11 protein-coding genes and 1 pseudogene are annotated in these 12,054 nt (G+C 28.8%); 1 reads left to right on the forward strand and 11 read right to left on the reverse strand.

Annotated features, from left to right (window positions below):
* The first annotated feature begins 24 nt into the window (after window positions 1-24).
* Window positions 25-222, forward strand: coding sequence for an arginine--tRNA ligase domain-containing protein (gene argS, locus AWT72_RS09990; protein ID WP_306765432.1), 198 nt, complete (start codon window positions 25-27; stop codon window positions 220-222).
* On the opposite strand, the pseudogene argS (AWT72_RS06620) reads toward argS (AWT72_RS09990), so the two are convergent.
* The 11 genes and pseudogenes from argS (AWT72_RS06620) to AWT72_RS06670 form a co-directional block, all read right to left on the reverse strand.
* Window positions 137-1,165: pseudogene (gene argS / locus AWT72_RS06620) on the reverse strand (arginine--tRNA ligase); the annotation flags it as partial. The gene argS (AWT72_RS09990) and the pseudogene argS (AWT72_RS06620) sit on opposite strands and share 86 nt — an antisense overlap.
* 94 nt (window positions 1,166-1,259) lie before the next feature.
* Complete coding sequence (manA, locus tag AWT72_RS06625) at window positions 1,260-2,183, reverse strand: mannose-6-phosphate isomerase, class I (RefSeq protein WP_067142682.1); 924 nt, start codon at window positions 2,181-2,183, stop codon at window positions 1,260-1,262.
* A 99-nt stretch (window positions 2,184-2,282) separates the two neighbouring features.
* Complete coding sequence (locus tag AWT72_RS06630) at window positions 2,283-3,776, reverse strand: carbon starvation CstA family protein (protein ID WP_067142685.1); 1,494 nt, start codon at window positions 3,774-3,776, stop codon at window positions 2,283-2,285.
* Window positions 3,777-3,809: 33 nt separating this feature from the next.
* Window positions 3,810-4,670, reverse strand: a complete 861-nt coding sequence (locus AWT72_RS06635; protein ID WP_197035205.1) for an ABC transporter permease — start codon at window positions 4,668-4,670, stop codon at window positions 3,810-3,812.
* Window position 4,671: 1 nt separating this feature from the next.
* Window positions 4,672-5,742: an ABC transporter permease gene (locus AWT72_RS06640; protein WP_067142691.1), complete on the reverse strand. Its 1,071-nt coding sequence runs from the start codon at window positions 5,740-5,742 to the stop codon at window positions 4,672-4,674.
* Window positions 5,735-7,270: an ABC transporter ATP-binding protein gene (locus tag AWT72_RS06645; protein ID WP_067142694.1), complete on the reverse strand. Its 1,536-nt coding sequence runs from the start codon at window positions 7,268-7,270 to the stop codon at window positions 5,735-5,737. The genes AWT72_RS06640 and AWT72_RS06645 overlap by 8 nt, the downstream gene beginning before the upstream one ends.
* A gap of 18 nt (window positions 7,271-7,288) precedes the next feature.
* Entirely contained in the window at window positions 7,289-7,918 is a 630-nt protein-coding gene (locus AWT72_RS06650; RefSeq protein WP_067142697.1) for a V-type ATP synthase subunit D, read from the reverse strand.
* 1 nt (window position 7,919) lies between these two features.
* Window positions 7,920-9,299 (reverse strand): V-type ATP synthase subunit B, encoded by a 1,380-nt coding sequence (locus AWT72_RS06655; protein ID WP_067142700.1) that lies wholly within the window; start codon window positions 9,297-9,299, stop codon window positions 7,920-7,922.
* Window positions 9,296-11,056, reverse strand: coding sequence for a V-type ATP synthase subunit A (locus AWT72_RS06660; protein WP_067142703.1), 1,761 nt, complete (start codon window positions 11,054-11,056; stop codon window positions 9,296-9,298). Before AWT72_RS06660 ends, AWT72_RS06655 begins: the two co-directional genes overlap by 4 nt.
* A gap of 11 nt (window positions 11,057-11,067) precedes the next feature.
* Window positions 11,068-11,397 carry a V-type ATP synthase subunit F gene (locus AWT72_RS06665; protein ID WP_067142706.1) on the reverse strand — a complete coding sequence of 110 codons (330 nt, stop codon included), beginning with the start codon at window positions 11,395-11,397 and terminating at the stop codon, window positions 11,068-11,070.
* Window positions 11,390-12,054: V-type ATPase subunit (locus AWT72_RS06670; protein ID WP_067142709.1), on the reverse strand; the 665-nt coding region annotated here is incomplete at its 5' end. The genes AWT72_RS06670 and AWT72_RS06665, both read right to left, overlap by 8 nt.

Below are 12,054 nucleotides of genomic sequence, written 5' to 3' on the forward strand. Positions count from 1 at the left end.
AGAAATGAAAAATTAAATGTTGGTATAGGTCTATATGTAGTTGATGAAAGACAAAGTGGACACTTTAAACAAGTATTTGAAATTTCAAAAATGTTAGGTGGAAACTATGAATATAAAAAAGAACATACAGCATTTGGTATAATGAGATTTGGTGATGGTGCAATATTTTCATCAAGAGGTGGAAATGTAATACATTTAATTTTTCATTTCTATATTTTATAGTTGCTAAATCAGAAGTTGAATATAGGAAACTACCATCTTTTTTTCTAACTATACAAGGTGGTAATGAAGTTTCTTCATCAAAGAATACAACTAAAGCACCTTCATCTTCTTTTGCAATTCCTTTTTTAGTAACATCTTCTAATACTGAAGGCATCATGTCATTATAAAATGATTCTCCATTTACTAATTCAAATTTTATACCTAATCTGCTATATACTTTTTCATATTCTGTCATTGAAGATTGTATGAACTCTCTCCATAAAGCATTATTAACAGGATCACCTATTTGAACTTTTCTTAATTCTTCCCTTGCTTTTTCATTAAGACTGTCATCAAGTTTTGCTTCATTAGCAAATTTAACATATAGTCTTTCTAATTCCTCAATTGGATCTTTTTCATATGCTTTTTTATCTAGCCAAAGATTATAAGCAACTATAAGTTTACCAAATTGTGTTCCCCAGTCTCCTATATGATTATCTCCATACACCTTAAAACCTAACTCTTGATAAATTTTCTTTAAAGAATCTCCTATTATTGTAGATCTTAAATGCCCTACATGCATTCTTTTTGCAATATTAGGTGATGAATAATCTATAGCAACTATTTTAGAATTATCAATTCCATAATCATATTTTTCATTACCAATTTTTAATGTTTCTTTATTTAATATGTCATTTTTTACAAATATATTTATGAACCCTGGTCCTGCTGATTCAATTTTTTCAATTATTCCTTGTCCATCAAAATTTTCAATCAATTCATTAGCAATTTGTAAGGGTTTCATACCAAGTTTTTTAGAGTTTTGCATAGCAAAATTACTCTGAAAATCCCCAAATTCAACTTTTGTAGAGTTTTGCACACTACTTTCATCAATACTTATATTAAATGTTTTTTCTATATTATAGTTCAAAACATCTAAAACTTGATTTATCAATATTTTCATACTTTACCTCCGTTTTATAGATTATACTATAGTTTATAAGTAGTGTCAATATAGAAAATACAGAGACTAAACATAAAAAAATACCCTTATTTAACTATTTTTCACTTCTAATTAACATAAATTCTAAATTCCCATCAAATGTTAAATTTCCATATTTATATGGAACAATAAAATTATCTCCTTTTTTTATAGATATATTATTTATACTTCCACTTCCATTTATTACACAAACAATTAAAAAGTTTTCATTATTTTCAATTAAAACTTTTTCATTTATTTCATATTTTTTTACACTAAAATAGTTATTTTTTACTAATAATTGACTATTTTCTGTTTTTTCTCCTATGCTACTTGTATCTTTATGTGGGCAAATAGTAACATCTAAACTTTTTTCTATATGTAATTCTCTTAATTTTCCATTTTGTAATCTATCATAATCATAAAATCTATATGTTATATCACTATTTTGCTGAATTTCCAAAATTAATGTCCCTTTTCTTATAGCATGAACTGTTCCAGGTGGTATATCGAAAAAATCACCTTTTTTTATTTTTCTATATGTAAGTAACTCGTTCCACTTTTTATTATATACCATTTCTCGTAATTCATCTTTAGTTTTAGCACTATGACCTATTTCTATATCAGAACCTTCTTCACAATCTAGTATATACCATGCTTCTGATTTTCCATTTTCTTGACCTTCATTTGCTCTTGCATATTCATCATCAGGGTGCACTTGTACACTTAAATCTGATTTTGCATCTATATATTTTACTAAAAGAGGAAAGATTTCTCCCTTTTCGTTTCCAAATAATTCTTTATGTTTATTCCATAATTCTTTTAATGTTAATCCTTTATATTTACCATTAATTACAGTACTATACCCATTATCATTAGCACTAATAATCCAAGCTTCTCCTATTTTATCACTATTTGTCTCATAGTTAAATTCTCTTTTTATTTTCTCTCCGCCCCATATAACTTCTTTCATATAAGGTTTCATAAATATTAATTCCATATTTACCTTTCTATTTATATCACAAGCTTATATTTCACATACTTATATTTCACAAGCAAAATGGCTAAATTCATTAAAACTTAGCCATTTATATTTATTTTAATCTTCTATATATAAATTATTTTTATCGTATTCTCTCTTTGTCATAATAAACTTAACAAGTGCTGATATTGCAACTATACTTGCAATTAAAAGTCCACCCATAAGTATTGTGTCTTGACCTGCATCTTTGAAGAATCTTACAAATCCTTCTGGTGCTATAACTATATAAGTTACTGTAACCATAGTCATAAATAATGCTGGTAATAAAGTAATTAAATAATTTTTATTACGTTTTAATAACCAAGCTGTAGAAGACCATAATCCTATAGTAGCTAAAGTTTGATTTGACCAAGCGAAATATCTCCATATTATATTAAAATCTACTTGAGATAATATAGCACCTACTGCAAATAATGGTATTGCAATAAATAATCTATTTCTAATAGGTTGTTGACTTATTTTAAATACGTCTGCTATGATAAGTCTTGCACCTCTAAATGATGTATCTCCTGAAGTTATTGGTGCTGCAACAACTCCTAATACAGCTAAACCAGCTCCTAATTTACCTAATGTTAAGGATGCAACACTATTAACTACAACTGGTGCTGAACCAGCTGCTCTTAATCCTTCTAATTGACTAGCTAAGCCTAAACCTTCTCCTGCTAATGGGAATAAAGTCATTGCTGCTGCTGCCCAAACTGTTGCAACTATACCTTCACCTATCATTGCTAAATAAAATACTTTTCTACCATCTTTTTCAGATTTTATACATCTTCCTATTATTGGAGATTGTGTAGCATGGAAACCACTTATCGCTCCACAAGCTATTGATATAAATAAAAATGGAAATAGTGTATGAGTAGTATTCCAATTTATCTTAGTTGCTAAGTGAGTTATTTCAGGAGTATAGTATATTCCTTTTATATTTCCAACTATTAATGATACTGAAATTCCTACTGCCATGAAAAATAATGCCATTCCAAATAATGGATATATTTTTGCTATTAATTTATCAACTGGTAATAAAGTTGCAAAAATATAATAAGATATTATTATTATTAATAACATATTTCTTGATATAGCACCACCTGTTAAATTAAATAATATATCTGCTGGAGATGTTAGGAAAACTACTCCTGTTAATACTAGTAAAACTACCGAAAATAAACGCATTCCATGTCTAGCAAATTCACCTAAATTTTCTCCAACTAATTCTCCAATAGTTGCACCTTTACTTCTAACAGATAACATACCACTAAAGAAATCATGTACTGCTCCTCCAAATACACAACCTAAAACTATCCATACAAATGCCATAGGTCCAAATAATGCACCTGCTATTGCTCCAAATATTGGTCCTGTTCCTACAACATTTAAAAATTGTATAAATAATGCTCTAAATGAACCTAACGGAACAAAATCTACACCATCTGGTTGACTAATTGCTGGTGTTGGTCTACTAGGATCTGCTCCGAAAACTTTTTCTACATATTTACCATAAGTAAGATATCCTATGATAAGTAAAACTAATGAAAATATAAATGTATACATTTTTCATACCTCCTAATATTATGTTTTTAATTTTTATTTTTCGTACGGTTTTCCACCAGCTTTTGGTGGTCTTGCCTTACCAATAAATCCTACTAGAACTATTAATGTTAATATATATGGTATCATTGATAAAAATTGTTGTGGTATTGCTATTGATGATGACTTAGCATAATCTGAGAATGCTTGTCCAAAAGCAAATAGCAATGATGCTAATATTGCACCTAGTGGATTCCATTTACCAAATATCATAGCTGCTAGTGCTATAAATCCACGACCAGCTGACATATTGTTTATAAATTGTTGTAATACTACTGTTGACATGTATGCTCCACCAAGTCCAGCGAACATACCAGATAATATTACACCTATATATCTATATTTATAAACACTGATACCTACTGTATCTGCTGCTAAAGGATGTTCTCCAACTGATCTTAGTCTTAAACCAAATACTGTTTTATATACAATAAAATATACAGATATTGCTAATGCATATATAAATATCAATACTGCCATTTTATTAGCTGTAGTTGGTGCAGATGGTGTTGATCCTGCTGCATTAAATAATAGTTTAATAAGAAATCCAGTGGTTGATAATGCAAATAAATTAATTGCAACTCCACTTACTATTTGATTTCCTTTTAAATTTATGCTTATAACAGCATGAATTAATGAAACCAATCCACCTATTATAATTCCAAATAATATTCCTAAATACGGATTTCCTGTATAAATATTTACAACTGCTGCTGCAAAAGCCCCTGATAGCATCATACCTTCAAGTCCTATATTTACAACACCAGATAACTCACATAAACAAGCACCAACTGCTGTTATTAATATAGGAGGAGCTAGAATTATAGTTTGTTGTAATAAAATTTTTAATGCCTCCATACTAATTCTTCCCCTTTCTGTTTATCATATATTTAAATATATTTTCCGCAGCAACTAATATTATAATTAATGCTTGTATTATATATACTATTTCTTTATCTAATCTATAATCAATTTGTAGTGTTTGACCACCTATTTCTAGGGCTGCATAGAATATTGAAGCCACTATTATACCAAATGGATTATTATTTCCTAATAATGCAACCGCAATACCTGTAAATCCAAACTCACCCATTATTAAATCTGTATATACATATTGTGTAGAACCACCTAAAATTCTTTCAGCTCCACCAATACCTGCTACTGCTCCTGCTATTCCCATTGCAACAAAAGCAATTAATTTAGTATTTATACCAGCATTTTCTGATGAAGTTGGATTATAACCTACTGCTTTTATCTTATAACCTAAACTAGTATTTTTAAAGAAAAAATATGCTGCTATACATGTTATTATAGCAATAATAAATCCAATATTTAAAGATTGTTTAGTTATTTCTTGAAATATTGTTGGTAATCTTACACCTTCGTAAACTGGAACAGTTTGTGTATTTGATGAAAGTGGGTCTTTCAACGGTCCACCTAATAAATAATTTTGAAATGGTGCTATAATATAGTTTAACATAATTGTACTTATAACTTCATTAATACCAAATAATGACTTAAGTAAACCTGCTATACCTGCCCATATAAATCCAAATAAAGCAGCTACAAATAAAGCAACAAATATATTTCCAAATATATTATGGAAATATATTCCTACTAATGTTGCACCTAATCCACCTGCCATCATTTGACCTTGTACACCTATATTAAACATTCCTGCTTTAAAAGAAATCATAACAGCCAATGCTGAAAATAATAATGGTGTTGCATAAACTAAAGTTTTAGCAAGTCCATTAAATGGATATCTTGTAGATGTTTGATAAAATGCTGCTTTCATCATACTACCATATGCTTCTAAGGGATTTACTCCTTTTAAAGCTATTACTATTGCTCCTATTATCAAAGCAACTAATACTGCCATTATAGACGGAAGGATTGCATATATCCATTTTTTTGTACTGTTATTCATTATTGTTTCCTCCTTCTATTTTTCCACCTGCCATTAAAATTCCTAGTTTTTCTATTGTAGCATCTTCTTTATTTAATATATCTACTATTTTACCAGAATACATAACTGCTATTCTATCACTTAAGGCCATTATTTCAGAAAGTTCTGCTGATACTACTAATATAGCCTTACCTTTAGTTCTTTCGTGTAATATAGTATTATGTATCATTTCTATAGCACCTATATCAACTCCACGAGTTGGTTGTGCTGCAATTATAAATTTATTTTCTTTTTCTAATTCTCTAGCAACAACTACTTTTTGTTGATTTCCTCCTGATAAACCTCCAAATATTACATTAGGATCTTTTGGTCTTATGTCATATTTTTCAATCATTTCTTTTGAAACCTTATTTATTTTTGAATTGTCTAAAAAACCTTTATTAGTATATGGTTCTAACACTCCTAAAATCAAGTCATCTTTTATACTAAATTCATTTATTGTTGCTCTTTTATGTCTATTTTCAGGAATATGAGATAAACCAGAATTTCTTATATATTTTGGGCTTTTGTTTAATAAAACATTTTCACCTAACATATATTCACCACTAGTTGCTTTTCTAAGTCCAGCTAAAACTTCTATAAGTTCAGTTTGACCATTACCTTCAACTCCTGCTATACCTAAGATTTCTCCTTCTCTTATATCAAAACTTACACCTTTAACTTTTTCTATATCTAAGTCATTTTTAGCGTGTAAATCTTTAACTTTTACAAGGACATCTTTAATTTCTGCTTCTTCTTTTTTAATATTAAATAGTACTTGTCTACCAACCATCATATTAGCAATAGTTTCTTTTGTAGCTTCACTAGTTTTTATTCTACCTACGTCTTTACCTCTTCTAATAACGGTAATATTATCTGATAAATCTAATACTTCTTGCAGTTTATGAGTGATAAAAATTATAGTTTTTCCTTCTTTAATTAAGTTTCTCATAATTACATATAACTCTTTTACTTCTTGTGGTGTTAAAACAGCACTAGGTTCATCAAATATTAATAACTCTGCTCCCTTAAATAAGATTTTTAAAATTTCTATTCTTTGTTGTATACCCACTGATAAATCTTCAACTTTTGAATCTGGGTTAATATTTAAACCATATCTTTTTGAAACTTTTATCACATCTTCTTTTGCTTTAGCTTTATCAAATAATACTCCTGCTTTTTTAGGCTCAAAACCTAAAACCATATTTTCAGCAACTGTTAAAGGTTCTACCAACATAAAATGTTGATAAACCATTCCAATTCCTAATTTAGCTGCAATAGTAGGTGTACTTATGTTTACTTTTTTACCTTTATAAAATATTTCACCAGATGTCATATCGTATAATCCATTTAAAATTTTCATCAATGTTGATTTACCTGCACCATTTTCTCCGACTATAGCGTGTATTTCGCCTTTTTTTATTTGTAAATTAATATCGTCGTTAGCGACTATTTTACCTCCAAAAAACTCTTTACGCACATTCTTCATTTCTAAAATATATTCACTCATTTATTGTATCTCCTATTTTTAATTTATATTGGCTTTCATCAATCTTATAGTACTCGATCTATCGTTTTCATCAAGTTTCATTCTAATAAATTTTATAGTTTCTATTAACTGCGGTATAGTCATATACTCTAATGCATTAACTCTTCTTCTAGTTTTTTCTATTTCATCTGCCATTAACTGACAAGACTTTTCTAATTCAGAAAGTCTAATTAAATCTGGCATAATACTATTCAATTCATAAACTGCATCATCTAATTCAGCAGTTGTTTGCAAATATGAGTAAGGGTATATATCACTAAGAATAGGGTTACTTAAATCTTCATCTATTTTTAAAACCGGTATTCTTACACTCATAACATTTTTTTTATCAAAATCAACCATATAATTCATTTTAGAAATATATGTTGATTCTTCAAATGTTTCTTCGCTCATAAGTGCTCTTGCCAATAAAAAGCTTTTCATTGAATTTTCTAATTTTTTTTCGGTTTTTGCACGCATATTTTTATTTTTCTTAATCATCTCAATAAATATTCTCATAAGTTCATCTTGTTTATCTTTTAATAACTTATGACCTTTTTGGGCTGTAACTAGTTTAATCTTTAACTTACTTAATTCCATTCTAGTTGGGTTAACATTTAACTTAGCCATATTAATCCTCTCTATTATCTAAATATTTTTCAAGATATTTCTCTCTAATTCTTTTCAATTCATTTCTAGGTAATATTTTCAATAAATCCCATCCTAAGCCAAGTGTATCTTCAATACTTCTATTAGTGTTGAAACTTTGTCCAACATATTTGTTTTCAAACTCACCAGCAAATTTTGCGAATTTTTTATCTAAATCTGATAATGCTGATTCTCCTAATATTATTGCCAATTCTTTTGCTTCTTTTCCAGTTGCATAAGCTGCAAATAATTGATTCATTGTATCAGCGTGATCTTCACGAGTTTTATCAGCACCTATTCCTTTATCTTTCAATCTTGATAAAGATGGTAAAACATCTATTGGAGGCATAATATTTTTCTTATATAGTTCTCTACTAAGTATTATTTGTCCTTCTGTAATATAACCTGTTAAATCAGGTATAGGATGTGTCTTATCATCTTCTGGCATAGTAAGTATAGGTATTTGTGTTATTGAACCACTTCTACCTTTTATTCTACCTGCTCTTTCATATAAAGTAGATAAATCTGTATATAGATAACCAGGGTAACCTCTTCTACCTGGAACTTCTTTTCTTGCTGCTGATATTTCTCTTAATGCTTCACAATAGTTAGTTAAATCTGTAATTATTGTTAAAACATGCATTCCTTTTTCAAATGCTAGATATTCTGCACAAGTTAATGCCATTCTAGGTGTTGCTATACGTTCTACTGCAGGGTCATCTGCAAGATTAATGAATAAAACTGCTCTGTCTATTGAACCAGTCTTTTTGAAATCGTCCATGAAAAATTGTGCTTCTTCATATGTTATTCCAACTGCCGCAAATACAACGGCAAATTTTTCATTACTTCCAAGAACTTTTGCTTGTCTTGCAATTTGTGCTGCTAATTCTGCATGTGGAAGTCCACTTCCAGAAAATATAGGAAGTTTTTGACCCCTAACCAAAGTATTTAAACCATCTATTGCAGATACTCCTGTTTGTATAAATTCAGATGGGTAATCTCTTGATACAGGATTTATTGCAGTACCATTTATATCTAGATTTTTTTCTGCTATTATCTTAGGTCCATTATCCATAACTTCTCCTAGACCATTAAATACACGACCTATCATGTCCTCTGATACTTTTAGTGTTAATGGTTTAGCCAAAAATCTAACTTTAGAATTAGCCATATTTATACCTGCGGCTGATTCAAATAATTGTATAACTGCATTATCTCTTTCAATTTCTAAAACTTTACCCAGTCTTATTTCACCAGTTTGTATTTCTACTTCTACTAATTCCTCGTATTTAACACCTTCAACACCAGAAACAGTCATTAATGGTCCTACAATTTCTTTTATAGTTTGATACTCTTTTATCATACTATTTCCTCCTTAACTGTTTCAATTAATTTATTAACTTCTTTTGGTATATCATTTATTATTTCATCAAGTTTATCTAAATTTTCTTCTTCAATAAATTTAGATCTTGCTATTCTTTCTCTTATTGGTAGTTCTAGTATATTAGAAATATATACACCTGCTTTTAAAGCTTTTTTCGCTTCATTATAGAAAGTTAAAACCATACTTAACATTTTATTTTGTTTTCCTAATGAAGTATATGTGTCATTTTCATGGAATGCATTTTGTTGTAATAAATCTTCTCTTATACTCTTAGCAGCTTCTAATTTTAACTGATCTTCAAATGATAATGTATCTTTACCAACTAATCTTACAATTTCTTGTAAACTTGATTCTTCTTGTAATAATTTCATTGCATCTTTTCTTCTATCTGAGAAAGTTTTATCAATATTTTCATCCATCCATTCATCAACTTTACTTTGATATAATGAATATGAATTAAGCCAGTTTATTGCTGGGAAATGTCTTCTGTATGCTAATGTTGAATCTAATCCCCAGAAAACTTTAACTATTCTTAGAGTTGCTTGTGATACTGGTTCTGATATATCCCCACCTGGAGGTGAAACCGCACCTATAACAGTTAATGCTCCAATTCTTTCATCATCTCCAAGACAAACTACTTTACCTGCTCTTTCATAAAATTCAGCAGCTCTTGATGATAGATATGCTGGGTAACCTTCATCTCCTGGCATTTCTTCTAAACGACCAGACATTTCTCTTAATGCTTCTGCCCATCTTGAAGTAGAATCTGCCATTATTGAAACTGAATAACCCATATCTCTAAAGTATTCTGCTATAGTTATACCAGTATATATTGATGCTTCTCTGGCTGCAACTGGCATATTAGATGTATTTGCTATTAAAACAGTTCTTTCCATTAAAGATCTTCCTGTCTTAGGATCTATAATTTCTGGGAACTCCATTAATACATCTGTCATTTCATTTCCACGTTCTCCACAACCAACATAAACAACTATTTGAGCATCTCCCCATTTAGCAAATTGGTGTTGTACAACTGTTTTTCCTGAACCAAAAGGCCCTGGAACACATGCTGTTCCACCTTTTGCAACTGGGAAGAATAAATCAATAACTCTTTGTCCTGTTACAAGTGGTTCAGTAGGATTTATTTTTTCTTTATATTTTCTACCTTTTCTTACTGGCCATTTTTGTATCATGTTAATTTCTTTACCTGATACAACAGCAACAGTCTGCTCAACTGTAAATTCTCCATCTTCTATTTTTTCAATAGTTCCTTCAACTCCAAAAGGCACCATAATTTTATGCTCTATAAGCATAGTTTCTTGAACTGTTCCTATTATGTCTCCTACTTTAACATAATCTCCTACTTTTTTAATGGCTTTAAAATTCCATTTTTTAGTTCTATCTAATGGAGTTACTTCTACTCCTTTTTCCAAGAAATCTCCTACTTGATTTCTTATCATATCTAATGGTCTTTGTATTCCATCAAACATGTTTTCAAGTAATCCAGGACCTAATTCTACTGTCAATGGTTCACCTGTTGTTATAACAGGTTCTCCTGGCCCTATACCAGAAGTTTCTTCATAAACTTGAATTGAAGCCCTATCATCTCTCATTTCTATTATTTCACCTATTAATTTTTTGTTCCCTACCTTAACAACATCGTAGATATTTGCCTCTTCCATATTTTCGGCTACTACTAAGGGTCCTGAAACTTTTATAATTTTTCCAACTTTCAAAAGACTTCCTCCTAAAATATATTTGTCCCTATTGCTTTTTCTATATTATCATCTATATTACTCATTCCTATATTATGACTTCCACTATTACTTGGTATTAATGTAATTATTGGAAGAGTTTGTGCTTTGTATCTATTTATTACTTCCATACATTCTTTTGCACATTCTTCTGTAATATATATTATTCCATAATTATTTGAAACAAGAAATTCTATTATTTTTTTTACCTTAATTGCAAATTCATCAGCCTTAAGATTTTCTTCTACCGGATAAATATCTAATCCTAAAACCTTAAAAGATGATATAGAATCTTTATCTCCAATTACTGCTAATCTATACATAAATATCCCTTACTCTTTCTTTTATAAGTTCACTAGGTAATTTATTTAATTTAGCCGTATATATTAGTTTTATGGCTTTCATTTCAAACTCTTTTGCTAATATGTATGTAATTACTGGCTCTATACCATGACTTACATATTTATATTTTTTACTAAATTCTATAAATTTATTTTCTAATATCTTTTCTATATCAGAAATTTTGTTAGTATTATCATATGCTTTCCACATTTTTTCATCTTTATATTTTTCTTTTAATAAATTTATATATTCTACTTCTTCGTAAATATTTATTAAATCATCATCAAAAGCCAAACTATAAGTAGCATAATCAATATTTCTATTCTGATTTTTAAGTCTTAAAAATGTTATTATATTATATTTATTTAAAACATTTTCATAATATTCATTTGTAATATCTTCATCTATATTCAAAGCTATATTTCTAATTCTTGTTAAATATAGTTTATCTAATAATATCATAGATTTTTGTATATCACCTGTTTTTTCATATTCTTCTTTTGCTAAAATATAGTCTTTCTCTAAACCATTTTCTCCTAAATATTCAAAATTCAACTCTTTATCTTTTAATTCATATTTTATTTTTAATTTTAAATTTTGATAGTCATATTTAAGTGCTAATATATCAACTATTTCTC

The sequence above is a fragment of the Oceanivirga salmonicida genome, from assembly GCF_001517915.1.
GTDB classification, from domain to species: Bacteria; Fusobacteriota; Fusobacteriia; order Fusobacteriales; family Leptotrichiaceae; genus Oceanivirga; species Oceanivirga salmonicida.